The sequence below is a fragment of the Mycoplasma sp. 'Moose RK' genome, from assembly GCF_015708155.1.
Classification (GTDB): domain Bacteria; phylum Bacillota_I; class Bacilli_A; order Mycoplasmatales; family Metamycoplasmataceae; genus Mesomycoplasma.
On the sequence record NZ_JADDYD010000002.1, the window covers coordinates 26,803 to 52,419 of the forward strand.

Below are 25,617 nucleotides of genomic sequence, written 5' to 3' on the forward strand. Positions count from 1 at the left end.
AAAAATTATGGCAGTTAGTCATCAAAAAAAACAAGCTTACTATGAGCAGTTAATTGCAAAAGTGATTGAATCCAATTTTGCTGATAGGATGCCTGTTTCAGTCAATTGAGCTCGACTTTCAGGGGATAATTCCCACCTTTTTGTTTATTTAGAATTTGAAAGTGATCCTGAAGCAAATTTAGCAGAAATTGTTAAAGCACAAAAATTTATTCGCCTTAAATTTGGTAATTTACTTGATGGTTTTAAAGTTCCAGAATTGCATTTTCAGCTCGATCCTGTTGCTAGTCGGGTTGACCAAATGGATAAAGTTTTTGCACGCATTAATAACGAAAAAAATGAATAATTTCCCTTATTTTATTACCTATTTTGCAATTTAAATCTGAGAATTACTGTTAGAAAATCATGAAAATTATTAATTTACACACAACTAGCGAATACACTTTTCTGTCCTCGACAATCAAATTAGATTCGCTAATTGAATTCGCAGTTAAAAATGATTTAAAAACCCTAGTTTTAACTGACTTAAATTCAATGTACGGAATACCTAAATTTTACAAATTATGTCTTAAAAACAAGATAAATCCGATAATTGGTTTGGAAATTGAAATTGAAAATTTTCATTTTATTTTACTAGCTAAAAATTATCAAGGTTACATTTTTCTTTCCGAAATTTCCTCAAAAAAATTACATAATGTTTCACTAAATATCGTTGTTTTAGAAAATCAGCCTGACATTATCATTATTGACCACCCAAAAAAAGGTTATTTTGCAAAAACTAAGCAGCAATTAACAAATTTGTTACAAAATCTAAAAAATTACTTTATTTCCCTAAATGATCCAACAGTTGAAAATGCTGTTTATGTGCAAGAACGTGATGTTCTTTTTGCAAAAGAAGGAATTTATCATCAATATCTTGCGAAAATTAAAGGGGTAAATTTTGATTCAAAAAGAAAATTTTATGACTTTGACAAATGAGAATGTGAAATTGATCCAATTGTTGCAGAAAGGACAAATTTACTTGTTGAAAATATCAAAATTGAGTTCCCAAAAACTCAATTTAATCTTCCTGATCTTAATGAAGAAAGCGCACTAAATCCTAATGAGTTTTTGAAAAAAATTTTAAATAAAGCAGTTGCTGAAAAACAAACTGAATTGCAAAATTATATTTGAAAAAAACGGCTTGCACATGAATACAAAACAATTTGTAGTCTTAATTTTAGTAATTACTTTTTAGTAATTTGGGATTTTTTGCGCTGAGCAAGACAAAAAAAAATCCTTATTGGTCCAGGAAGAGGTTCGGCTTCGGGTTCACTAATTGCCTATTTACTTGACATTACAACTGTAAATCCACTTAAATATGACCTTATTTTTGAAAGGTTTTTAAATCCAGAGCGAATCACGATGCCTGACATTGATATTGATATTCAAGATACCAGGCGTGGCGAAATTATTGAATACCTTTTTAAAAAATATGGTAATAATCATTGTGCAACAATTATTACTTTTTCAACCTTGGCGGCACGAAGTGTTTTTCGTGATATTTCTAAGGCTTTCGGGATTCCTGAAACGCAAATTAACCAAAATGCAAAATTAATCAAGGCAAATTTTACCTTGCAGCAAGCTTATGATGAAAAATCAGATTTTTATAAATTGATTCAAAAAGGTTACAATAATGATAGTGAAATTTATAAAAAGATTTTTGAAATTAGTGTTTTCCTGGAAGGGGTTCCTCGGCAATCTTCAACGCATGCAGCTGGAATTGTGCTTTCAAAATTACCAATTAGGCAACTTGTACCCACACACGTTTCTAAGGAAAATTTAAATCAATTACAATATAGTGCTGAATTTTTGGAAGATTTCTCGCTTTTAAAAATTGATCTTTTAGGTCTTAAGAATTTGACAATTGTTGATAATATTCTCCAAAAAATGTCGAAAACTGGCCTTGATTTAACCTTTTTGCAATTGCCAGTTTATAGTGAAGAGGCAAATAAATTGCTTTCAGATGGAAAAACAAGTGGTATTTTTCAACTTGAATCACCAGGAATGACAGCCGCAATTCGTTTAATTAAGGTAAATTCAATTGCCGATGTTTCGGCCATAATTTCGCTTTATCGGCCTGGGCCAATCAAGCAAATTAAGGTTTATGCTGCTAACAAAAAATCAGGAAAATGAGACAAATTTTTTCCTGAATATGACAAAATTCTTGATTCTACTTTTGGTGTTATCATTTATCAGGAACAAATTATGCAAATTTGTCAGGTTGTTGCTGGTTTTAGTCTTGCACAAGCTGATTTAATCCGGGTGGCAATTTCAAAAAAAAATGAAGAAAAACTGGCACAAATTAGAGATAACTTCATTGAAAAAGGTCATAAATTAGGTCATAAATTAGCAACTGTACAGAAAATTTACGATCTGATTTATGAATTTGCAGACTATGGCTTCAACAAGGCGCATGCAATTGCTTATGCAACTTTAGCTTACAAAATGGCCTTTTTAAAGGCAAAGTTTCCAGGATTTTTCTTTGTTGAGTTAATTTCCAATGAAAATGGTGCGCAAGCAAATATTATTAAATATGTTGCTGAAGCACGCAGTTTTGGCTTCAAAATTGAGCGGCCAAACATTAATTTTTCTGAGGAAAATGCGGTCTTTTTGGCAGAAACAAACAGTATTTTTTTGCCGCTTTTAATGATTAAGGGTCTGGGAATTGCGGCTGTAAAATTAATTGTTTCTGAACGGCAAAATCACGGAAAATATCAGAATTTCCGTGATTTTATTACAAGAATGAAACTGATAAATTTTTCCAAAGCAGCTTTCTTAAAGCTAATTTTAGCAAATGCACTTAATGACTTTGGAAATCAGGAAACACTTTTGCATAATTTTGATTTTCTGTGAGATAATGCAAGTCTTGTGCTTACTGACAAAAATGGCAATCCGGTTGCTCCGGTTCTGAAAGAAAATTTGGGATTAGAACTTGAAAAAATGCCCTTTGATTATGAAATAAATCTGGAAAATGAGCGAAAATTGCTTGGGATGACTTTTTTCAAAAATCCAGCTTTTGAAGGACAAACACCCCTAACTGAACTTAAAAAAGATCTAGAACATCGTGTTATTTTACAAGTCAAGAATGTTTTTTTAAAAACAACAAAATTTGGAAAAACATGTCATGTTATTTTGGCTGATGATGGAAATGAAATTGAAATTTGGACAAAAAAGATAGAATTTTCTAAGTTAGAAAAGGGGAAATTCTATCATTTTCACTTGGTTAGAAAAGAAGGGAAAGAAGATAAATTTTATTTTACCCAACCAAATTTCAAAGAGTGAGGTAAATAGTGACAAAAAATATTTTGTTGGTTGATGCAACTTGACTGGCATTCAAATCTTTTTATGCAACATTTTCAGGGATTAGAATGGTGAATTCGCAAGGAATTGATACTTCAGCGATTCATATTTTTTTTACAACTGTTTTTCGTTTAATCAAGCTTTTTGAGCCATTTAACATCTATTTTGCTTTTGATAAGGGCGACAAAACTGAGCGTCATAAAACTTATCCTGATTATAAAAAAGGGCGGCCAAAACAGCCTGAAAGCCTTTTTGAACAGATGAATATTATAAAAACGATTCTGAACACCTCAAATTTTGCCTGATCTGAAGAAAGTGATTTTGAAGCAGATGATTTAATTGCCTCATTGCAACAAAAAATTCGCAAAGAAGAACCAGAAACTGAGATACTTATTTTCACGGCTGATCAGGATTTATTGCAATTAATTGACAATAAAACAAGAATAGTTAGCAAAATTGAAAAAAATTTCATAAATTTCAAAACAATTGATAATTTTTTTGAAATTTATGGATTTTTACCAAATCAAGTTATTGACTTTAAAGTTTTAGCAGGTGATAAATCTGATAATATCAAAATTTTGGAAGGTCTTGGCGAAAAAGGAGCGCTAAAATTACTAGCAAAATATAAAAATTTAGATGGAATTTTGGTCAATATCAAAAATTTAGCGCCGAAGTTGGGGCAACAAATCCTTGAAAAACGGGAAAAATTACTGTTTTTCAAGGATTTTATCAAGTTAAATACTAATGCAACTTTTAATTTTAATATTTTTGAAAAACAAAGAATTGAAATTAATTCTCATCTCATCAAAATTTTAGAAGAGCTTGAATTAAAAAAAGTTTTGTTATCCTTGACGCTTCTAGCTGAAGGAAAACTAGTTGACAAGGAAATTGAGAGTTAATTTTTCTCTTAAAATAAAGGGAATTTTTGAAGAATTACAATGGATTTTACAATTTTTCCTGATTGAATTAGCAAAAAATTAACAAAAATCAGCTTAATTTCCTGTGGTTTTCACAACTGCAGTTATCAAGGATTTTTTGGAAATGAAAAAGTGCAAGTTCGTCTTGTCAAAAATGACTTTGTTGATTGGGAAAATGAGTATAATTTTATTAAAAATCGGCCAGAATTTATCTATTACAAACAAGGAAACTTTGTAAAAAAATGGTTGGGCCAACAAGTTTTAACACCAGAAACCCTGTTGGAGCATAGAGAACAGTTGTTTGTAGCAGTTACTAAATTTCAACAACAAAAAATAACAGATATTCGACAATTTGATTGGAAAATAAAAGAAATTTTTGATGAAAAATACCACTTTTTAGTCAAAAAGTACCAATTTGACCCCCAGGTAATTTGTCATAATGACTTGCAATTTAAGAATATTTTGGTTGATTTTAATTCAGTTTTGCTAATTGACTTTGAGTGAGTGCGCCTAAATAATCCCTATTTTGACTATGTTTCACTCCATTTGAATTTGGGAATTGAAGCAAAAGTTATTATTGAATATTTTGGATTAGATTTAGAAAAATTTAACGACTTCACTTACCTAATTAATGTCTTTACAAATTTTTGAAACCAAAAATATTACCAAAAATAGACCATTTTTATTCAAAAAATTACAAAGTAAAAAAGTGGCTCATATGAGCCACTTTTAAATTGTTTTTGGACAATTACACATGAAAATGCTATCTGAGATGCAAAAAATCGGCTCTTTTTTCCTAAATTTTTTTCACTTTTTAGCTTGTTTTAACAAACCAAATCTAAAAAAGTGCCGATTTTCAGTGTTTTTTTTTTTTTTTTTAGATCCCATTTTTTAGTGAAAAAAAAACTAAAAACTGGAGAAATTCTAGATGAGATTTTAAATTGTTTTTGGGTTAAAAAAATGAAAAATACCTTGAAAAATAAACCTATTTTTCAAGGTATTTTGTAAAATCAACTTGTTGTATCAAGGAAATAATTTCATCTTTGTTTTTTGCATTAACAATCGCTTCAACATTTTCGCTATTTTCAAAAACAGCAACAATTTGCGGTAAAGCAACTGAAGTGTGAATATCTGAACTTGTTGCCCCTAAAGTTATCAAAATTTGGATTGGACGGCTATCACCATCAAAATAAAAAGGTTTTTTGAAGGTAACAAGTGAAAAGCAATCTTCAAAAACACCATGACCTGCAGCTGCATGTGGCATTGCCAAAAATGGAGCGATTATATAATAAGGACCATTTTCAATTGTTGAATCAATAATTCCATCAACATATTTTTGGCTAATTAGATTTTTATCAAGAAGCGGTTTACAAGAAATTTCAACTGCTTCTTTTCAAGTGTTAGCTTGTTGATTAACTAGAATTGAATCATTTTCAATTAAATTTTTTAGTAAATTAACTGACATATTTACCTCTAATTGCTTATTATTTTAAGCTTTCCAAAACTGGATTTAGCGCGCTTCTAATCTCGTTTTCATCCATGAGATTAGTTACACCGACAATTTTTGCCCGTTGGTTTGCGTTAAACTCACTAACTAAATGCTTGGAGGCAATAATGATATCAACTGAGTTTGTTAACCCTTTTGACTGACCCATTGAAAGCGCCTCAACTGTTGCGTCAATTCCAAGTTCCTTGACAATTTTCTGCACTTTTAACTTGATTATCATTGAGGTGCCCATTCCGTTTCCGCATGCAGCGACAATTTTCAATGCCATAATTTCTCCTTTTTTGAAAATTTTTAAATTTTTAAAATTAATTAAATTATATAACTATTTTTCCAAAATTGCCAAAAATAACAAAAAATCTTTTAGCATTTTTGGAAAAAGGTGGAAAAATTTAGGAAAAGGCCCAATTTTACTTTTTTTACTTTTTTTACTTTTTTTTTAAATTAGTGTTGGAAAAAATAAAATTTCTGCTATAATATTAATAAGTTAAGCGTTTGCCAAAGAAGTTTTGTTCTAGTTAATACAGGTTTCCTGGCCAAAATTTTGAAGAGGACTTGATCATATGCAAAAATTTGTTTTTGCCCTTGATTTGGGAACCACTTCTTGCCGGAGCCTGGTTGTCGATAAAAAGGGAAGTATTGTTGCTATTTCCCAGCTTGAATTTAGTCAGATTTTTCCAAAATCTGGTTGGGTTGAACATGATCCAATTGAAATTTGGAACAGACAGTTAACAACAATGCAAAACGCAATCATTCAAGCAAAAATTTCTGCTATAAATATTAGTGCTCTTGGCATCACAAATCAGCGTGAAACAATTGTGCTTTGGGACAAGGAAACCGGACTTCCAGTCTATAACGCCATTGTTTGGCAGGACAGACGAACTAGTCAATACTGCCAGGAGCTAATTAATCAGGGTCATTTACAAATGATTTCTGATAAAACTGGCCTTATAATCAATCCTTATTTTAGTGGTACAAAGATTCGTTGAATTTTGCAAAATGTCCCGCTGGCGCAGGAAAAATTACAGCAAAACCGTCTTTTAGCAGGTACAATTGACACCTGACTAATTTGAAAATTAACAGGCGGTAAAGTCCATGCCACTGATGTCACTAATGCTTCGAGAACAATGCTTTTGAACATTCATAGTCTCGAATGGGATCAGGAAATTCTTGATTTACTGGCGATTCCACGCCAGATTCTTCCGGAGGTCAAAGCATCAGCTGATTTTTATGGTGAAGTTGAAAATCATCATTGGTCAAATCAACCAACGGAAAAAGTGCCAATAACTGGAGTTATTGGTGATCAACAAGGCGCCTTGTTTGGTCAACTTTGCACTGAAGTTGGAATGGTGAAAAATACTTATGGCACCGGCTGTTTTACACTTGTAAACACAGGTGAAAAGCCGTTAAAATCCAACTATCAGTTGCTGACAACTATTGCTTGGAAAATTGGTGATCAATCGCCAATTTATGCCCTAGAAGGGGCGGTTTTTGTTGCCGGAGCAGCGATTCAGTGGCTTAAAGAAAGTCTAGGAATCCTTGACAATTTTGATCAATCAGACTTTTTTGCCAATCTTGTTGAGGATGATCAGCGTGTCTATGTTGTGCCGGCCTTCACTGGTCTTGGCGCGCCTTATTGAGATTCAAGTTCGCGTGGCGCGATTTTTGGCCTTGAAAGGGGTACCAAACCTGAGCACATTGTGAAAGCGACACTTGATGCCATTGCCTACCAAACAAATGATTTGCTAAAAGCGATGGAGAAAGACTTGGGAAAACCGATTGAATTTTTGCGTGTTGACGGCGGAGTGGCAAAATCAAATTACCTGATGCAATTTCAGTCATCAATTTCTGGCGTCAGTGTCCAAAGGCCAAAAAACACTGAATCAACAGCGATGGGTGCGGCTTTTCTGGCCGGTTTAGCAGTAAAATTTTGGGCTGATCTTGCCGAGATTAAAAAATTAGTTGTCACTGAAAAAGTTTTTGAACCCAATTTAGATAAAAAAAAGGTCGCAATTTTATTGAAGGGTTGAAATCAAGCCATCAAACGCTGTTTAAATTGAACGCAGTCAATTAAATAAAGGGAATATCATGGAACTTATTAATTTTTTGTCAGAATTTTTGGGTACACTTTTTTTAATTTTGCTAGGAAACGGCGCGGTTTACAGTGCAACTTCGTCAAGAATGGTTGCAAACCAACCTGGGAAATGGATTATCATCAGTTTTGGTTGGGGACTTGCTGTCCTTGTTGGTCTAATTATTTCCAGCGCCTTCAAGGGCTTAGGACATCTTAATCCGGCTGTTACAGTTTATGATGCAATCGCGTCTAATGATTTATTGAAATTTGCGCTAATTCCTTTCCAGTTTTTAGGCGCTATTGTTGGCCAAATTCTTCTTAATTTTATTAATTGGCGACACATTGGCATAACCGAACTCAAGTTAGTTCGTTCTGCGCATTCAACTAATCCAGCTTTTGGTTCATCCGAGAAAAGCGCAATTTTTAATTTCGCTTATGAGTTTGTGGCAACAATGGTTTTTTTAGGAACAATTTTGGCGCTCTCACGTGGGGCAAATCCAGGAAGCGTGTTGGCATTAGGACACTTTCCAATTGCTTTTTTGATAATTGCAATTGCAATGTCACTTGGATCATCAACTGGATTTGCGATTAATCCAGCACGTGATTTAGGACCAAGAATTGTTTACTTTTTTATGGAAAAATTTTGTCTAAAATCACGCGCTTCAGAACATATTGGAGCAAATTTTGCCTACTCATGAATTCCGGTTATTGCGCCTTTGATAGCAGGAATTTTCATTGGCTTTTTTGCATTAATTTAAGAATTAGGTAATTTGTAAAATCTTTGTAAAAACAGATTGAATTTAGCCTCATTTATGCCAAATTCAATTGATTTTAGTAACTCAACCTTTGTTTCAACAGGATGATTAATGATATTGTTAACAAGTTTCTCTAATATATTTTGAATCACAAATTTGTGGCAAAAAGATTTTGATAAAACAGGGTATCTGAACTTATTTTTTAAGGTTAAAATCTGTTGATGAACTGAAGAAAAACACTAGTTTTCAAGTCAATTTTTGATTCAAGGTATAAAATTAATTTATCCCTTTGATCCAAAATGATGCAAGTTTCAACTTTTAAAAAAAAAAAAACGACACGTTTTTAATTGTGTCGTTTTTTTTAAAACAAAATTGTTGAATAATGATTTTGAAAAAAAGAAGTGAAATTTAGTTGACTTCTTCTGGTTTATCAACTAAATCAACGTTGACTTTGAATAATTTTTGCAATCAGGTTTTTTTTGTTTGTTTAGTTGAATCAACAATTTGGCCAAGTAAAATTAGACCAATTATTGCTATTGCAACGCTTACTCAACCAAGAATTGCATGGAATTGACCAATAATTAAAGTAAATCCGAAGAAAAGGTTTCAATCACCCATTCCCAAAAATCCAGTAGCAACCGGGCTTTGGCCAATAGGAATCCCAACTCCCTCAATGTTTTGTACTAATTTGAGAGCAAAGGAAATCACAACAATTTCCAAAAAACCAATGATTGCTGGAGCAATAAATGAAGCTTTTCAACCCCCAGAGGCATTGGCAAAAACTCCCATTGCACCAGAATTGAAGAATAAAGTAATAAAAAGAGGAACAGCAATTACAATGTAATTATTTCCAGGAATTGCTGCAAGGCCAATAACAACAAAAACAGCAAGAAATTGGCCTAAAACTCCGCCCAAAAATCCGTAGGTAACAGCGTTAATTGCGAATCCATAAGTTGCAGCAATGTCAACTGCAACTACAGCACCAGGGATGATTTTTTCAGAGATCCCATGAAAAGATTGTTGCAATTCAGTAACAAACATTCTTACACCAGTAATAATGGCAAGTAGGGCAGCAACAATTTTTAGGACACCACCAATAATTATAAAAACAAAATTGGCACCACCAAACGAAGAATTTCAACTGCTTCCAATCGCTTTTACAACAGTTTTTGTTGCTTCAGAGGCAGCTGCTGGTGCATCAAATCCTGAAAAATCAGGTTTAATGACGTTTTCAACTCCGTAGTAACCAATAATAATTGTAAAAAGAACAACAAACAATACCAGAATAATGATTGTTTGTGTGAAAATGTTATCCTCAAAAATTTTCAAATATGAAGGTAACTTACGATTTTCAGCGCTATTTTCTTTGTTACCGAAAAAGCGTCCAATTTTGTAGCTTGTAAAGAGACTCAACATTTGTTGGTGCCCAACAGCAAAACCGGCATTTTGAGTAACTAAATTAGTAATTTTTAAAGTTGCAACTGATGAAGTTGCCCAGTAAATACCCAAAAATAGTCCTGAAATCAGAACAAGCCCTACTTGTGATCCAGCACCAATTGCGCCTTGGTCAGTCAAGGGGAAAGAACGAAAAAGAATTACATACAAAAGCGCTGTCACAATTGCAGATTGTTGCAACATCACATGCCCTGTAATCATAATTGCGTTTGTGTTTGTGAATTTTTTACCTAAAACCATCAAAATATTGACAACAAAAGCGACAATAAAACTGAAGGAAATTAGAGAAACAAATTCATTGCCAGTGCCAAAACTTTTTCCTAAAAAGTTAGTCACTGAAGCTCAACCAAAATAAGGGTCAAGTGGCACAACTCCACCTGATTTTACACCTTTGATTGCATCAAAAACTGGCTTTGCAAGGCCAACTAGTGCGCCGGATCCAATTGAAAGCAAGAAAATTCCAATCGCTGTTTTCAAAGCGCCAATAAATGCTTCACTTTTCCCACGACCCAATGCCAAATAACCAACAAGAGTTAAAGACCCAAGCAAAAGCGGGTTTTGACGCAAAAAGTTATCAAGATAAACAGTTCGCACAAGAAAAGTGAGGGCAGTTGAAAAGCTTTCTTGTTTTTGGCCGATTCGAACACCGAGAGTAATCGCGATAATCAAAACGTTGACCAACAAGAAAACAAGTAAGCCGACAAGAATTTTTTTGTTCTTCGTGAATGACATTTCTCCTCCTTATGATATTTTTCGTCCACATATATTATAAATATTTAATTTTAAATACATATATGCACGTATTAGTATTATATCATAAAAAGTTTTGAAATGAAAAATTATTATTTTCCGATTGGAAAATAATAATTTTTCTAATTTTGGAAAAATCTTGAAAAAAGGTTATTTTTGCAACTTAAAATTATTGGAATTTTTGAACAACCTCAAGAAATTCATCAACACTTTTAGCATAAAAAGCTTGACTTTTGAACTTTGGGTCACCAAGAAATTTTCCAAATTGCATGATTAATTCAAAATGATCTTTAGCTGTTGGTACACTTAAAGTGATAATAATTTTAGCTCTTTTTCCAATTTGTTGATTAAAAATAAGTTCATTTTCAAGAAGAATGATTGAAGCACAAGGTTCAGAACAATATTCATTTGCAGGAACATCAATAAACGCAAGACCATCCCCTAGAATAAAGTCATTGCCAAAATCACGAATCAAGGTGAAAATCATCTTTTCAAGCTTTCAAGAAGCCTTACCGTTTTCAACAAGAACGCGTACACCCTCATGAACAGCATCAACTCAATCATCAAAATTTTTGAAACGGATGAATCTAGGGTCAAAAAGCACAGAACTACCTCTTTCATCCATTTTTACAGTTGCATTTTTTTTTTTTTTTTGGCTAATTTTTTGCCACAATATAATATTTTGCACTAAAATTTTAAAAAGCAAAGAAAAAACTTTTTTCAGAAGATTTAATTTAGTAGCAAAAAACAGTGTTTTGTCAATAAAATGAATAAAAAAACTGGTTTTTTATAAAAATTTATCCAGTTTTTTTATTTTTTTAAAATTTATTTAAGTCAAATTGAGTCAAACTAAATTTTAAAAACTTAGTTGATTCCAAAGGATTTTTTGAGTTCAACCACAGAACTTGGTAGTTTAGAAGGATCAAATTTTCTTGGTTCATCAAAAGCAAGAATTTCTGCTGGATTATTGATAAGCATATCATCAATTGCTTCTTGGCTTACACCAACTTTTTTCAAAAGCGGGATGAAACGATCAAATAAATAAGCGAGTCCGAAAGTCACTTTACCTTTTAACTTCCCATAATTACGCTGGTACAAAATTCGACCCGCATCAAGTGAGAGTGTAATGTGTTTTTGCAAACCAAGATCAACAAGATATTTGATGTTTTCAGCAAGCATTGCGTCAGTGTAATATTTTACGCGATCAGGTCCATCAAAACACAAACTAACACCTAATTCTTGAATTATTTTTGCATGATAATATTTATCAGGATTTTTATTTAAGTGTGAAAGTTGAATTTTACGTGGGTTTGCACCAAAATCAATTAAGTATTTGGCAGCTTCGTAAGCCATTGTTCCCAACTGTGTGTGCACCAAAATTGGTGCTCCAGTTTCGATTGATGCTCTTGCAGCGACCTCAAGTGATTTTAGTTCAAGGCGATCAATTGCGCCATAGCCAGTACCGGATTTAATAATCCCTGCTTTTGCCTTGGAGCGCTTGACAACAGGACCAGAATAGTTGTATTCATCCATCCCCTCAGTAATTTCAGCAACAACCATTTTTGTAATTTCATCAGTTGGTGCCAAAGCAAGTCAGGAAGATCCTTTGTCATAAAAAGCTGCTTTGTGGAAGCCAGTTGCCATAATAATGTGCACTTTTCCGGCTAACTTATCAGCAATTTCCAACATTCGATAAACATCACGACCAACATTGGGTGGATCCATTGTTACCAATGTTTTTCCACCGCGTGCAGCAAACTCAAGCGACTCTGCGATTGCTGCTTCATTTGAGAGCATCACAAAATCAGGATGCTCGTGGGCCTCAGGCCCATAATTTTTAATTAAGTGATCGTGACAATCCACAACACCCAACTCACGTGGGTGAACATCACCTAAAACTGTTCTTGCAAATTTGTCCTTCATGTTAAAACCCTTTCTTTTTCCAGCTTAGCCTTGTGCCAAAAATTGTTGAATTTAGTGACACAAAGGTGGCGTTGAAATTGATTATACCACAAATTTGAGAAAACAAAAAAAATTTGAAAATTTTTTTGCCCCAGCGCTTATTGTTAATTTACTTTTGTTCATCAATCAATCTCAGAATTTCTTCCCCGGTTTGAATTTTTTTGTTTTCCACTTGTGTTGAAGCAATTAGCGAGTCCAGAATGAGCCCAGAAATTTTTGTTGCCTTAAAGTCTCCGTTGTCATTAAGAATTTTATAGTTGTCCTGATTTTCCTTGGTTGCCTTTAACATTGACTCCATTGACAAAATCACTGAACGCAAATTGGCTGCTCTTTCATAAAGTTTTCAGTCGATTTTTTTGGCTTCTTCACCAATTAATTCAAAAGATTTTTTGTTTTTGGTTTCAAAATCCTTGATTTGATCCAAATAGTTTTGGTACTTTACCTTGATTTTATCAAGTTTTTCTTGGTTCAAAATTGCCTTTGTTGGCACAAAATAACCAGTATTTTCCATTAAATAATCAACATTGTCAACCATTGTGCCATCAATATCGTTTTGACCATTGAAGAGTCACTCTAAAAATTTAATGGTTGCTTTTTGGGCTTTTTCATCACCAGTTTTAACTGGAATTAGTGACGAACCTCCAGATCAGAAAACAGAATAAGGTGAATCTTTCATTGATTTTACGGGCTGATTTGTGGTGTAAACATCATGAATGGTGGCAAAATTTTTGGCATTCTCAGGGTTTTTACTAGCAAATAATGATCTTGAGGTTGCTGAATCAATTGATTGTTTAATTCCAACTCCAGGCACAAAACCAAAAGCAGTGCGGTAGCGCAAAATGTCATGACTTGCTCATTCACCAATGCCTTTTCCTTTAAAATTTTTGAACTGAAATGCGTGAAAAACCACTGTTTTTTCCCCGACTTTGGTTTTTAATTCAGGGTTTTCGCCAGTAAAAATTTTGTAATCTTTTTTGAATTCATCACGGAGACTTTGATCATCAAAAATAGGGAAAGTAAGTTTGTCACTCTTGGTTTCCCAGAGTGATTTTCCAGTTTTAGAAACAAGATTTTTAATGAAAACTAAAGATGAATAGTCAATCTCGAAAATGGCAGCATTTTCAGTATTTTGATCTAATTTTGCATCACTTTTCAATTTAAGACCCTTCATAAATTTTCTTGCAAAGTCAAGAGCAGTTTCAATGTTGGAAAAGGTTTCATCATTTACATTTAAATCTTTAAAAACAGTTGCGTCTTTTTCTTCAACAGCTTTAAAAAAACTGTTTTCTGGGGTTGAATTTCCGGCAGTTGATCCTTCAGTTGCTTTTTTGTATACAACTGAAGATTCATCAACTTTTCCACCGCCTTTTTTGACAAGATCAAGCACAATTTTGACATTATCGAGGTTAAAGCTGAGCGCATCAACATCGTTTTTGTTGAAAGGAATATTGTAAAAATGGTTGTTGCCAAAGGCAAATTGGTTGTAAGCTTTAACAATTTTTTCTGGGAAAATTTCAGGCTTAACTTTTGTGTTTTGAAACTGCAAAAGGCGGTCATATTTTTGCAAAACATCGGCAGTTGAAATGTCGCCTAAAACAAGTGAAGGCAATTGATCTGAGTTTGAATCAAGCATATTTTTGATGTTTTGTGTGGTCTCAGTTTGTGTTTTTGCCTTTGCTTCATCAGTTAAAATAATTCTAACTGGCAGGAAATCAGGGTCATTTTTAAACTTTGAATTATAGTAAGGGATTAGACCTTTTTCGTGCTTTCCGTATTCGTCAAGACCAAAAATTAATGGTCAAAAAACACCTTGGCTTGTGCTCAAAGTAACTTCATTTTTGCTAACAATTTGCTGTTTTTCACCACAAGCCGCAGCAAGGAAAAGCGTAGGCGAAAGGATTAAACTACTCAATAAAATTTTTTTTAAATTCATGATTTTTACCTCTTTTTTATATTTTTTGAAATTTTTTTCAGAAAAAAAATTATGTAATAAAATAAAAATTTACTACTTTATTTGAAAATTAATTATAATATAAATTAAAATATTTTTAAAGAAAATTTTAAATATCATGAAAAAAGACAAAATTGCCATTTTAATTAAAAATTTATCATTTTCATATGATTGCAAAAACTACCTGGAAATTAATGATTTGGAAATTCCTGCAAACCAAATCATCACAATTTTGGGGCCTTCAGGCGCCGGAAAATCAACATTTCTTAACCTTTTAGCTGGTTTTCTGCCAGCAAAATCGCAAATTGAATACCAGGAAAATTTCAAAAATTTTGGCTATATAATGCAAAAAGATAATCTTTATGAAGAAATTTCAGTTAAAAAAAACTTGTGAATTAGCACAAAAAATTCACCAAAATGAACTGAAAAAGTCTGATTTTTAAGCCTTGAAAAGTTGAAAAATCAAAAAAACATTAATAGTTTAGTTGAAAAATCAAAAAAATTTTTTGCAAACAACAAAAAAGGTTTTTGGCAAAAAATTTGCCAAAAATTTCATTTTTTTTTGACTATCATTTTAAATTTGAAATTTTATTTTTTTTATCTTAAATTTCGCAAAAAATTTTTTGAATCTGAAGTTCAAAAAGTGCTAAAAACACTTGAGATAACTGAGGTTTTTGGCAAAAAAGCAGCAAATATCAGCGGCGGGCAGCAGCAACGAATTGCATTTGCAAAGTCAATTATCAAGGGCGATAATTTGATTTTAATGGACGAACCATTTTCATCACTTGATGCGAAAATTAAGGAATCTACCATCAAATTATTATTGAAAATCAAGCATGAATTCAACATGACAATAATTTTGGTGACTCACGATCAGGTTGATGCTTTAAAAATAAGTGACCAAATTATTTTGTTAAAGGACGGAAAAATTGTGCAATTTTCCACACCACAGGAACTTTTTGATAATCCAAAATCGCTTTTTGCTGCAAAATTTATTGGTAGTCCTGAAATTAATTTTTTGGAAAAAAAGCAGGAAATTAGTTACTTTATTCGCGATAAAAACATTAAAATTTTGCCAACAAATAATGAAAAAAATGGAAAAATTTTATTTTCCAAAAAAATTGCTGATAGCTATTATTATCAAGTACGCGATTTAGAAAAACAAATTGATCTTGAATTATTTTTGCCAAAGCAAATTTTAGGTACAGATGTCAAAATCGAATATGATAAAGTAAAAATTTTAGCTTTTGATGAAAGAGGCAATCGTGTTTTTGCGGAAAATTAGTCCTGAAAAATCAAGCATTTTACGGAAAAATGCAAGTGCAATTTCGTTGCTTATACCCTTGTTGATTTTTTTAATAATTTTTTCAATTTACCCGATTTTTGAGTCGTTTTTTAATTCTTTTAAAGTTGGTTTTGGTACTAATTACAAGGTTAGTTTTGGTAATTTTCATGATCTTTTGCAAAAATCATCCTTTAAAGATGCGCTGAAAAATAGCACAATTTTGTTTTTTGCTAGCTCGCCTATTTCACTTTTCATTGGTTTTTGTGTTGCAATTTTGTTGGCAAAAGTTAACAACAAAATTGTGCAAAAATTTTTTATTAGTAGTTTGTACTCCCAGTTTTTTATTTCGGCGTTTGCAATTGGGATTGCTTTTAGTTTTCTGTTTGGCGAAAAAAATGTTTTTGCAAAAATTTTTGGCCTTGATTTTTCCTTTACAGGTGGTAAAAATCAAATTCCATTGATCTGACTATATTTAATTTACCAACTTTGACGTTCAATCCCCTTTAATTCAGTCCTTTTTTTCTTTGCAATTTCTGCAATTAACAACCGTTATCAAAAAAATTTACAAATTGACAAAATTGGCTTAAAAGATAGAATCATTAATCTTTATTTTAAGGAAATTAGTGGAAAATTTTTAACAATTGCCTACACAAATTTCATTTTTGCGACAATGTTATATCCGAATGTGATCACTGGAAATTTGAATTTAGACCTGAATCATGGACATACTTTGGCCTCATACATTTTGAAATCAGCGGATAATTTGGGACTACAAGCAACGGCAAGTTTTCTTTGCTTTCTATATTTATGTGCTGTTTTTTCAACTTTTATAATTTTTAGACCCAAGTATTGAAAAATAATTTATCAAAAATTCAGCAAAAGGTGACAAAAAAATGAAATTTAAATTTAAAATCAATTTTCAAAGTCTGATTTTGCAATTTTTGTTGTTTTTAGCTCTTAGTTTTGTTTTAATTATTGTTCTCTTTCCACTTTATTATTTGATTTTGAATGCTTCACTACCTGATGAATTGCAGGATAATCCAAATTCAACATTGAAAATTAGTGGTTTTTTGTGAAAAAATTTTCTTAATTCAATTAATGAAAATTTTTGAAATGGGTTAAAAACTTCATTTTTAGTGATTTTATTGATTAATGTAATTAGACTAATTTTATATTCGATGGCAAGCCTCGGTCTTTGAATTGCAACAAAAAGGGTAAAATTAGTTTTCATTTCCTTGTTTGTTTTGCTTTCGTTTGTGCCTGAAATTAGTATTTATGTGCCTTTGGCGCAAATCTTAAACAAGGGCAGATTAATCACAAATTTTCCTGTTTTTTCATTAATAAGTAACCAAATTTTTTCCTTTTTCAACTTTTTTTATCTTTATAAAAGTGTAACAAGTGTCAAAAAAAGAAAATTATTTTTAGCAAAAGTAGACAATTTATCGATTTTTTCCAAAATTAGATTGGTTATTTTTCCAAAAGTGAGAATCGCCTATTATTTAATGATAATTTTTACAACAATTCAGTGTTGAAATGATTTTCTTTGGCCTAGTTACATTTTGGCAAACCGTTCATTCCAAACAATTTCGACTTGATTTCAGTACAGTGGGCAAACAAGTTTGGGATTTTTACAAAATGTGCAAGCTGCTGGTGCGCTTTTTGCTGTTGTTGTCCCCCTTTTTTTCTATTTAATTTTTTCAAGATTTATTAATAATGCAACAGCAAAAAATGTGCGCTAATTTTCAAAAAGTAAAATAATCAATTAAATAAGTATAGTTTTGTAATAAAATATATCAATTAATTGCCAAAAGGTGCTTTAAAAAGGTTTAAAAATGATTCAAATTCGTAATATTACAAAAAAACTTGGAACAAAAACAATTCTAAATAATGTTAGCGTTGATATTCCAACCAACAAATTAACCTTTATTTCGGGGCAATCAGGGGTAGGGAAAACGACTTTGTTACACATAATTGCTAAAATCACAATGCCGAACAGTGGACAAATTTCCTTTTTTGACGAAAATCAAAAGCAGTTAAAAAATCCAAATGTTGACATTGTTTTTCAGGATTTTAACTTAATTGACAATATTTCAGCTGTTGATAATGTTAAAATTGGTACAAACATTATGGGTCGGAGCTTTAAACAGGAAGAGTTTATTAAAAATGCCAACTTTTTGAATCTTGATCAGAGTATTTTTCGTACAAAAATGGAAGATTTATCCGGGGGCGAAAAGCAAAGAATTGCCATTTTGCGTTGTCTCAATCGGGGATCAGAGTTTATCCTCTTTGATGAACCAACCGCTGCTCTTGACAAGGAAAATGAGATCATTATTTTTGAAAAAATTAAACAAATGTCAAAAACACACACAATTGTTGTCATTAGTCACAACATTGAAATGGTGAAAAAGTACGCTGATCAAATTATTTATTTGCAAAAACATAAGCAACCTGTGGTTGAAATTTTAAATAATCAACAGGAAGAAATTGAGTCTTTTTTACCAGAGCCAGTCAAAAACCGCAATACTTTGGGTATTTTACAGCTAAAAAATAAACTTAGTATTTCACCAACTTTTGTAATCGCTGATATTAGCAAGAAAATGGCGCAAACAATTTTAATTATTATTGCATTTTTGGCAGCAATTTTTTCAATTAGCTTTGCCTTTGAATTAAATAGCGGTACTGATAAAATTGGTCGCCAACAGCGATATACTTTGTCGCTTGATAAAAATAAGATTGAAAAAAAATCAAAAACACCGTTTAGTGAAGACGAAATTCGCCAAATTAACAATTTTAATTCAGTTAATTCTGTAGTAGCGCAGCAGCCAACCACTGGAATGAGTTTGTTTTTTGAAAACAAAAGAGCAAGCCTTTTGGGAGTAGAACAAATTGAAATTGATCAATTTTTTAAAAATAGAATTGAAAATGATCTTGTTAATTTTGAAGGTCGTTTTCTTGAAAGTTCATCAGAAATTATCCTTGCAAATTCAGTAATTGAGAAACTAAAAATTAAAAATCCAATTGGAAAAACGATCTTTTTGGTTTCAGGGGATACCACTGATATTTTGAAAAATCCCCGCAAAATTCCTTTGACAATTGTGGGCGTTAACCACGGAATTACCCAGACAGTGAGCCGCAGTAATTTTAATTTTAATTTGATTAATTTTCCATCTTTTATTAGCAAACAGACAATTTTGGATATGCAGGACTTAGTTGCAAAAAATTCACCAAAACCACAGGAAAAACTGCATCTTTTTCCGGAAATTACTTCTTATATTCCTTCGGAAAATAAGCAAAAATCAGCATTAATCCCCTTTGCAATTCAACTTGAAAAAACGCAACCGCAACCGCAAAATGGAGCTAATTTGAAGCTGATCACGGGGACAACTGCCAAAAAAGTGGATGAAATTTTGATTTCAACAACAGCGGTTGATTCAAGCGCTAAATATAAACTAAAAGTTGGTGATATTGTGCAGGCAAAATCACCTTTGAATCAAAAATTTAATCTTGTTGTTGTTGGAATTTTTGATTCAAAAACGCCCGAATTATATTATCATTCCAGCGCTTTTGAATATTATAGTCGTATTCATCCAACTTCATTGGCGGCCTATTTGGCAAATACTGAAGAGGAAAATGATCTGGATTCTGAGGCAAAAACAGCAAAATTTGACCTTGAAATTACCCCACCTTCAAACTTAATTCGTGTGATTACTAGCCAATCCTTGGGTATTATTGACATTATTAACAAAGTTACCTTTGCTGTTTTTATTATTTTCGTAATAATTTTGATTGCTTTTATTCTTGTTTATGCCAAAACAGTCAGTGAATCTAAGCAAAAAATGATCGGAATTCTAAAGGCACTTGGGGGTTCAACTTCCTTGACGCTTTTTTACCACACATTAAATATGCTTGTAATTTCTTTTGTAACCTTAATTTTTAGTTTTGCAATTATCTTTCCGGTAATTAAACCAGTGCACACTTTGGTTGTTGGTTCGGGTTTGCCGCCGGCACCAAATGATCTTTTAGCAATGATAATTTTCTTTTCTTGAATTGGTCTTTCAGTTGTTTTCATTTTAATTTACGTTTTGATGTCGTTGATTACTTATAAAAAATCAACGCAGCAACTTTTACGTAATTAATTCATAAACAACGGTTGTTAGTGGACAAATTTTCGTCCAAAACCAAAGGAATAAATGCGATTTATATCGATTTCCCAGATATTTAACTTGTTTTTTTTAGCTTCATCTTGTGCTTTTTTGAGTGCTAAAAGTAATTTTTCGTATTTGGGATAATAATATTTTCCTTTCGGGTTTTCACTTTGACCATAACGAGCAATTGCGAAGCCCCCAAACACAAGATTGAGATTAATAGTTTCATCTTTTTCATTTTTAATAATTGCGACAATTCTTTGGTATCGGTCGCGATCAACAATTTCAACTTGAACTCAGCGGGATAAAATTGCTTCTTCGAGGGCTTTTTTAGCACGTGTTGCGTAAAATTTCATTTTTCAGGTATCAACTTTTGCCCCTGGATTGTTTAGTTTAATTTCCGGAGTGTCAATCCCAAAAAGGCGGTAGTGAAAGCCGTTTTTGTCAGTAAAAGTGTCGCCGTCGTAAACGTTTTTGACAAAAGTTGCAAAAATTTTACCTTTGCTAATTTGCGACTTTTTTTCCAGAATTGGCAAGCGCAAAATTAGATTTTCGCCCTCTTTGCTATCAGTTTCTTTATTTTGTAGTTTTCTGCTGCCAGCACTTACAATTTGTTTTTGTTGGTTAGGTTGGTTTCAAATACAACTTGAAACTGTAAGAAAAGGTAAAAAAGTGAGGGCTAGTAATAGTTTTTTAAGGATTTTGCAACCTCCCTTTTGGCTTCTCGTTCTTTGATGGCATTGCGCTTGTCAATTTTTGTTTTTCCTCTGGCAAGGGCAATTTCAACCTTGATTAGCCGTCGTTTTTGACAAATGGATAAGGGCACAATTGCTAGTTTTTTTGTGTTTTTTTCCTTTAGAATTTTGCGCAATTCGTGCTTGCGCAGTAGTAATTTTTTACTCCTTTCAGTGTCTCCACGCGAACCTTTATAGGCGCCAACTTTTGCGTTGGCTAAAAAAAGTTCGGATTGTTTGAAATAACAAAAAGCACCAACAAGAGAAATATTTTTTTCAAGGATCGATTTGACTTCCCAACCAAAAAGGGAAATTCCAGCTGTAAATTTGTCAATAATTTCATAATCGTATCTGGCACGCCTGTTTTCGACCAAAATTTTCATTTTCTTCCTTAAATAAATAATATAATTATAATTTATTTTGGATTCAAATTACATTTGATCTTACTTTATTTTAAAAAAAAGGGCCAAAAATGATAGAAAAAAGAAAAAATCAGGAAAAAACTGCCAAAAGTTCACAAATCACCTTGTTTTTACAGGAAATTGATCACCAAAAAGGGGCAACTGAAGAACAACTTGTGTTTTCAAAAGCCAATTTTGGCGAAAATATTTTGCCAAAACCTCCGGAAAAATCCTTGTTCTTGCGAATTTTAAGCCAATTAAAAGAACCATTGACACTTGTGTTGATTTTTGTTATCATCATTTCAATTGTGACAACCGCAGTTTTTGAGCAGGATTTGGCACTTTGGCGGAAAATAATCCACTATCTTGAACCACTTGTGATTGCGATTATTATCGGGATCAACATTTTCTTTTCGCTGATTCAAGAAGCAAAATCAAAAAAAGCAATTGAAGCAATTTCGGCGCTGAATTCGCCAGTTGCTACAATAATTCGCAAAGGCCAAAAAATTAGCAGCCCTTCAAATTCGATTTTGGTGGGCGATATCATTGAAGTTAGTGCAGGTGACTTGATTAGTGCTGATGGCTATGTTCTGGAAATGAAAAATTTTGCAGTTCAGGAAGCAATTTTAACAGGTGAGTCAACTTCAGTTCATAAGCAAAAAATGGTTGATTGAACAGATATAAATTCCCAAGTTTTTAGTGGCACAAGTGTTTTAAGTGGGCAAGCCAAAATTTTAATTTCTGCTGTGGGTGCGCAAACAAGAATGGGGCAAATTGCAACTTTGGTCACAAAAACAACCGAAATTGAGTCACCTTTGCAACAAAAAATTGCCAAATTTTCAAAATTCATTACAATTATTGCTGCCCTTTTGGCAATTTTCTTCTTTTTTGTTTACATTTTTCTTGTTTTTGCTGGTGATTTTTCACATTTTAAAGAAGCAATTGTGGTTTCACTTTCGCTTGCAGTTGGTTTTATTCCTGAAGGACTTGTACCACTTGTGAGCATCAATTTGATAATTGGAATCAAAAGAATGGCAAAAAATAATGCAATTGTCAAAGATCTAAAGACAATTGAAACTTTGGGTGCAGTTTCAATTGTTTGTTCAGATAAAACAGGAACAATAACGGAGAACAAGATGGAAATTATCGAGGTTTTCTATCACCAAATTCCTGAAAATACTTTTTGAACGCAAGCAATTTTAAACACCAGTGCCTATCGTTTTTTTGAGGAAAACAAGGAAAAATATTTTGGCGATCCTGAAGAAATTTTGCTTTTAAAGAGTGCTAAGGAATGAAAGATTTTTAAGGAAGATTTACAAAAAGAATATGAATTTTTTGATCAAATCCCCTTCAGTTCCCAAGCAAAATTTTCAGCAGTTTTTTATAGCAAAGGGCAAAAAAAACACCTATTTATTAAGGGCGCGCCAGAAATTTTGCTTGCGAAAGCAACAAACATAAGTCAGAATTTAATTACAAAATTAACCAAAATGCAGGAAGCGGGACTAAGAATTTTTGCATTTGGCCACCAAGAAATTGAAAATGCTGATTTTGAAGTTGAAAATCTTGAAAAATATCTTGATAAGATTGAAATTTCTGGTCTAATTGCTTTTCAGGATCCACCACGAAAAGAGATTAAAGAAATAATTACCAAGTTAAAACAGGCACAAATTTCGACAGTGATGATCACTGGCGACAATTTTGCAACCGCCAAATCAGTTGCAACAAATGTGGGGATTTTGGACGAAAATTCATTGTCTGTAGATCGCCAAAATTGACAAAAAGACGATTTTTGGCGCGAAAATGTTGAAAAATTTCACCTTTATTCGCGTTCACAACCTGAAGATAAATTAGAGATTGTCAATGCTTTACAGCAAAAAAAACAGGTGGTGGCAATGTTGGGCGACGGTGTAAACGATGCGCCTTCGCTAAAAAAGGCAAATGTTGGTTTTGCCATGGGAATCACGGGTTCGCAGGTTTCAAAACAGGTAGCAAATGTTGTGCTTGCTGATGATAATTTCAGTAGTCTCTTTTTGGCAATCCAAACTGGACGAAATATTGTTGCAAATATTCGCCAACTAGTTGCTTTTCTTTTGATTGCTAACTTTTCGATGCTACTTTCTGTCCTGTTTGCAACGCTTTTCTTTCAAATCCAGATTTTTTCAGCTTTACAAATTCTTTGGATCAACGTTGTTTCCGAAACTTTTGGTGGCGTAGCGCTTGGACTAACTAGCCTTGCAAAAAATGTAATGAATCAGCACTTTTTGCAGGAAAATCAGCGACTTTTCAGTCAAAAACTAATTTACAAAATTGCTTTTTGGTCATTTTTAATCACAGCGCTTAGTCTTATTAGCTTCTGAATTTCTGGTTCATCCACAATCACTTTTCTAGTCATTAGCCTTTGTCTTGCAAGTACAAGTTACCTTTTGGCAACTAATCAGCCGATTTTTTCTTATCACTTTTCTGAATTAAAATTTCTACATTTAGGAATGTTAGCTAGCATTTTTTCAGTTCTATTCGTTGCTTTTGTTCCCGGAGTTAGCGAGGTTTTTTCACCAGATCAGGCAGGAAAAAGTCTTAATTATAATAATAACAGACTCCATTTTCTCTTGTTGCTAATGATTTTGGCACCATTCTTCATTGACCAAATCAGCAAACTACTTCTTCCCTTTCTTAGTAAATTTACTAAGAAAGGGAAGATTTTAGCCTAAAAACTTAGTTTTTAGGCTTGTTTTTGCGCTTGTCAACATACCAATTTAATCTTTGTTTCATCAAAGGTGCTTGGATTTTCAACTTTTAAAAGTGTATACAAAATTGCTCGCCTAATGCGTGAAGTTGTATAACGTTTGGAGTTAGTAGCGCTAATAAAACTTGCAAGACTAGGAGCGTTAATATGTTTTTTAAACAGATTTTCCATTCCTTCACTAATTAGCCAAATTTTCGCTAGTTCCTTGGCAGGGGTTTCCTGAACAATTTTCTGAAATTCAGGATAAAAATCTTCAAGGCGACAAACAGGTTGAACAAATTTCATTGGCGAAAACTTTTGAATTGATTTGTTTTGATAAACAAGTTGGCGCAAAAAACTTGCTGAGGCATAATTTTTTGTTGGAATAAGGGAATTAAACCCGATTGTTCTTTGTAACGAATAAGCGCGAATTGGATAATCGTGAAAAACAATTTGCTTGACATATTCAAAACCGAGAATGTCATTTGGTAAAACAACTTTTTGGCCACTGATTTTTTCAAGGGCAATTGCGCTAGCTGTTGGAAAACTAAGTCCTGATTTCAGTGCTTTTTTTAATTCAGAATTGTAAAGTGCTAAATTGTTTTTTCACAAATTAGCAAGAAAATACATGTTTTCAATATCATTTGATTCAGATCCAAAAATTAATTTGTCGATTTTGTGCTCAAAAACTAACTTAACAGCGCCTGCTGCAAAAATATGAGCAGCTTGAGTTGAAAATTCAAAAGGAAGACGAATAACAAAATTAGCACCGTATTTTAGAGCTAATTTTGCTTTTGTTTCAAAGTCTGCAAGACTAAAATCACCACGCTGAGTAAAGTTGCCGCTTAAAATTATATAAATTTTTTCACCGGGAAAATGTTTTTTAACATAATTTAGTTGGAAAATATGACCATTGTGAAAAGGGTTGTATTCGGCAATGATCGCGATTGACATTATCTAAAAAATTGGGGCCCTTTTATAAAAATAGGATCTAAGATCTCATTCCTGACCTCATATTGCCATTCTTGCAAAAACAAATAAATGGCAAAAAGAAATAAGGATAAGCTGTTAATTTGTCTTATACCTAAAGTTTCTTTAATTTTTTTAATAATAAAGTTTGTATATGTGCTTTGTAAAAAAATACAATCACGATAGGAGTACAAAAATAAAGGAGGTTTAAAACTCAAAACCATTAAAACCATTATAGAAAATTTTAGTTGCCTAAATTTTCTAGTTTTAGGATATTTGATTCTGAGTTTTTTATTATGTATATCAATTTTTTTTAAAAACTTTAAGGAGACAATTTTTTGTAAGTTTGTAAAATAAAATTAAATTTAGAATTTGAATTAAACAAAAACCATTTTTAAGATTTTTGTGGTGCTCTTGACAAGACTCGAACTTGCACCCGTTTCCGGATTAGAACCTCAATCTAACGTGTATACCATTTCACCACAAGAGCATTATTATGTATATTAAATATGAAGTTTTGAAAGAACACTGGCGGATCAGACAGGATTTGAACCTGCGCGGGTTCTTTTGAAACCCCTAATACGTTTCCAACATATCCTCTTCAGCCACTTGAGTACTGATCCAGAAATTATGTTATAATTATACAACAAAGTT

The 25,617-nt window shown here is 32.4% G+C and carries 20 protein-coding genes and 2 tRNA genes; 11 read left to right on the top strand and 11 right to left on the bottom strand.

Annotated features, from left to right (window positions below; genetic code table 4):
• Positions 1–7 precede the first annotated feature (7 nt).
• The 4 genes from IM807_RS03235 to IM807_RS04435 are packed head-to-tail and all read left to right on the top strand — an operon-like array spanning position 8 to position 4,931.
• Entirely contained in the window at positions 8–343 is a 336-nt protein-coding gene (locus IM807_RS03235) for a ribosome-binding factor A (protein ID WP_196363122.1), read from the top strand.
• A 59-nt stretch (positions 344–402) separates the two neighbouring features.
• Positions 403–3,330: a DNA polymerase III subunit alpha gene (dnaE, locus tag IM807_RS03240; RefSeq protein WP_196363123.1), complete on the top strand. Its 2,928-nt coding sequence runs from the start codon at positions 403–405 to the stop codon at positions 3,328–3,330.
• Positions 3,330–4,238, top strand: a complete 909-nt coding sequence (locus IM807_RS03245) for a 5'-3' exonuclease (protein WP_196363124.1) — start codon at positions 3,330–3,332, stop codon at positions 4,236–4,238. The genes dnaE and IM807_RS03245 overlap by 1 nt, the downstream gene beginning before the upstream one ends.
• Positions 4,239–4,277: 39 nt before the next feature.
• A complete protein-coding gene (locus IM807_RS04435; RefSeq protein ID WP_196363125.1) occupies positions 4,278–4,931 on the top strand; it encodes a phosphotransferase in 654 nt (217 codons plus the stop codon).
• Between the two features lie 310 nt (positions 4,932–5,241).
• Here IM807_RS04435 and IM807_RS03255 read toward each other — a convergent pair whose 3' ends face one another.
• Together IM807_RS03255 and IM807_RS03260 are read right to left on the bottom strand one after the other, a co-directional pair.
• The gene (locus IM807_RS03255) at positions 5,242–5,721 is read right to left on the bottom strand and encodes a PTS sugar transporter subunit IIA (protein ID WP_196363126.1); all 480 of its coding nucleotides are present in this window, start codon (positions 5,719–5,721) and stop codon (positions 5,242–5,244) included.
• Positions 5,722–5,740: 19 nt separating this feature from the next.
• Complete coding sequence (locus tag IM807_RS03260) at positions 5,741–6,031, bottom strand: PTS sugar transporter subunit IIB (protein ID WP_196363127.1); 291 nt, start codon at positions 6,029–6,031, stop codon at positions 5,741–5,743.
• Positions 6,032–6,323: 292 nt separating this feature from the next.
• Between IM807_RS03260 and glpK the strand changes: the two genes are divergently transcribed.
• Positions 6,324–7,838, top strand: a complete 1,515-nt coding sequence (gene glpK, locus IM807_RS03265; protein WP_196363128.1) for a glycerol kinase GlpK — start codon at positions 6,324–6,326, stop codon at positions 7,836–7,838.
• A 10-nt stretch (positions 7,839–7,848) separates the two neighbouring features.
• Positions 7,849–8,592 (top strand): MIP/aquaporin family protein, encoded by a 744-nt coding sequence (locus tag IM807_RS03270; RefSeq protein WP_308699306.1) that lies wholly within the window; start codon positions 7,849–7,851, stop codon positions 8,590–8,592.
• A gap of 405 nt (positions 8,593–8,997) precedes the next feature.
• Here IM807_RS03270 and IM807_RS03275 read toward each other — a convergent pair whose 3' ends face one another.
• The 4 genes from IM807_RS03275 to IM807_RS03290 form a co-directional block, all read right to left on the bottom strand.
• Entirely contained in the window at positions 8,998–10,776 is a 1,779-nt protein-coding gene (locus IM807_RS03275; RefSeq protein ID WP_196363129.1) for a PTS ascorbate transporter subunit IIC, read from the bottom strand.
• A gap of 187 nt (positions 10,777–10,963) precedes the next feature.
• Positions 10,964–11,467: a PTS sugar transporter subunit IIA gene (locus IM807_RS03280; protein ID WP_196363130.1), complete on the bottom strand. Its 504-nt coding sequence runs from the start codon at positions 11,465–11,467 to the stop codon at positions 10,964–10,966.
• Positions 11,468–11,658: 191 nt separating this feature from the next.
• Positions 11,659–12,717, bottom strand: coding sequence for a phospho-furanose lactonase (locus tag IM807_RS03285; protein WP_196363131.1), 1,059 nt, complete (start codon positions 12,715–12,717; stop codon positions 11,659–11,661).
• Between the two features lie 148 nt (positions 12,718–12,865).
• Positions 12,866–14,689 carry a P68 family surface lipoprotein gene (locus IM807_RS03290; protein ID WP_196363132.1) on the bottom strand — a complete coding sequence of 608 codons (1,824 nt, stop codon included), beginning with the start codon at positions 14,687–14,689 and terminating at the stop codon, positions 12,866–12,868.
• 136 nt (positions 14,690–14,825) lie between these two features.
• On the opposite strand from IM807_RS03290, the gene IM807_RS03295 reads away from it, so the two are divergent.
• The 4 genes from IM807_RS03295 to IM807_RS03310 all read left to right on the top strand — a co-directional run bounded on the left by IM807_RS03295 (position 14,826) and on the right by IM807_RS03310 (position 20,128).
• Positions 14,826–15,992 (top strand): ABC transporter ATP-binding protein, encoded by a 1,167-nt coding sequence (locus IM807_RS03295; protein ID WP_196363133.1) that lies wholly within the window; start codon positions 14,826–14,828, stop codon positions 15,990–15,992.
• Positions 15,958–16,896 (top strand): sugar ABC transporter permease, encoded by a 939-nt coding sequence (locus IM807_RS03300; protein WP_196363134.1) that lies wholly within the window; start codon positions 15,958–15,960, stop codon positions 16,894–16,896. The genes IM807_RS03295 and IM807_RS03300 overlap by 35 nt, the downstream gene beginning before the upstream one ends.
• Positions 16,886–17,731 (top strand): carbohydrate ABC transporter permease, encoded by an 846-nt coding sequence (locus IM807_RS03305; protein ID WP_196363135.1) that lies wholly within the window; start codon positions 16,886–16,888, stop codon positions 17,729–17,731. Before IM807_RS03300 ends, IM807_RS03305 begins: the two co-directional genes overlap by 11 nt.
• 93 nt (positions 17,732–17,824) lie before the next feature.
• Positions 17,825–20,128: an ATP-binding cassette domain-containing protein gene (locus tag IM807_RS03310; protein ID WP_196363136.1), complete on the top strand. Its 2,304-nt coding sequence runs from the start codon at positions 17,825–17,827 to the stop codon at positions 20,126–20,128.
• Between the two features lie 17 nt (positions 20,129–20,145).
• On the opposite strand, the gene IM807_RS03315 is transcribed toward IM807_RS03310, so the two are convergent.
• Both IM807_RS03315 and smpB read right to left on the bottom strand, forming a co-directional pair.
• Positions 20,146–20,679 carry a thermonuclease family protein gene (locus IM807_RS03315; protein WP_308699307.1) on the bottom strand — a complete coding sequence of 178 codons (534 nt, stop codon included), beginning with the start codon at positions 20,677–20,679 and terminating at the stop codon, positions 20,146–20,148.
• A gap of 137 nt (positions 20,680–20,816) precedes the next feature.
• Positions 20,817–21,254, bottom strand: coding sequence for an SsrA-binding protein SmpB (gene smpB / locus IM807_RS03320; RefSeq protein ID WP_196363137.1), 438 nt, complete (start codon positions 21,252–21,254; stop codon positions 20,817–20,819).
• A gap of 89 nt (positions 21,255–21,343) precedes the next feature.
• On the opposite strand from smpB, the gene IM807_RS03325 reads away from it, so the two are divergent.
• Positions 21,344–23,980: a cation-translocating P-type ATPase gene (locus IM807_RS03325; RefSeq protein WP_196363138.1), complete on the top strand. Its 2,637-nt coding sequence runs from the start codon at positions 21,344–21,346 to the stop codon at positions 23,978–23,980.
• A gap of 11 nt (positions 23,981–23,991) precedes the next feature.
• On the opposite strand, the gene IM807_RS03330 is transcribed toward IM807_RS03325, so the two are convergent.
• From IM807_RS03330 to IM807_RS03340, 3 genes are all read right to left on the bottom strand, one after another.
• The gene (locus IM807_RS03330) at positions 23,992–24,948 is read right to left on the bottom strand and encodes a nucleotidyltransferase (RefSeq protein WP_196363139.1); all 957 of its coding nucleotides are present in this window, start codon (positions 24,946–24,948) and stop codon (positions 23,992–23,994) included.
• A 421-nt stretch (positions 24,949–25,369) separates the two neighbouring features.
• Positions 25,370–25,453, bottom strand: a tRNA-Leu gene (locus IM807_RS03335).
• A gap of 39 nt (positions 25,454–25,492) precedes the next feature.
• Positions 25,493–25,586, bottom strand: a tRNA-Ser gene (locus tag IM807_RS03340).
• Positions 25,587–25,617: the final 31 nt, after the last annotated feature.